This is a genomic window from Cognatundibacterium luofuense (assembly GCF_018139685.1).
Lineage (GTDB): Bacteria > Pseudomonadota > Gammaproteobacteria > Burkholderiales > Burkholderiaceae_D > Undibacterium > Undibacterium luofuense.
This window is the reverse complement of sequence record NZ_JAGSPN010000072.1, coordinates 1-592: the sequence shown is the minus strand read 5'-3', so window position 1 is coordinate 592 and position 592 is coordinate 1. Positions and strand designations below refer to the sequence as shown.

At 53.0% G+C, this 592-nt stretch carries 1 protein-coding gene; it reads right to left on the bottom strand.

The features are described from left to right. Nucleotides 1-4: 4 nt before the first annotated feature. Nucleotides 5-592: pre-peptidase C-terminal domain-containing protein (locus KDM89_RS19370; RefSeq protein WP_212689541.1), on the bottom strand; the 588-nt coding region annotated here is incomplete at its 5' end.

Sequence of the window (592 nt, the reverse complement as noted above, 5' to 3'; positions counted from 1 at the left end):
AGGCTTATTGCGGTGTGTAAGTGACTTTCAGGCTATAGGTCGATGCGGTATAACCCTTGAGTAACACATAGACATCCCCGTTGGCACTCTGATTCAGGCTGCAGCTTTCGGTCGCAGTGGAACCATCGGATTTGCAGTCATACGTGGTGGTGGTTGGCAGGTTGGATTTACGTGCATACAGATCCACGTCGCCGGTGCCTGTGGTCGCTACTGTCACACTGCCAGAGGCCGCTTTGAAGGGACCAAAGCTCTTGGTCTGGTTTTGCGTCAGGCTGCCACTATAGCTATCCGTGACGGGTGGTTTACCCGGTGTGCCAGGACCGTCGCTACCCAGTTCTACGGCAAACGATAAACCCAGACGCGCAAATTTCAGTGAGTGATCTGCCTGCCCACCGCTGTTGGCGAAGGTATCGTTCTCGGTATGAATATAGGGATTATCCTGGGTGAATGCGGTTTCAAAAGGCATGGATGTCGCATAGCCCTGCGCGTTCCAGGAAGCGTGATCTGAACAGCCATAACCGCATTTGTCGTAGCCTATGCTGAGGCTGGGCTGATAAGTGCTGATCAGATTGGCGACAAACTGATTTTGCGC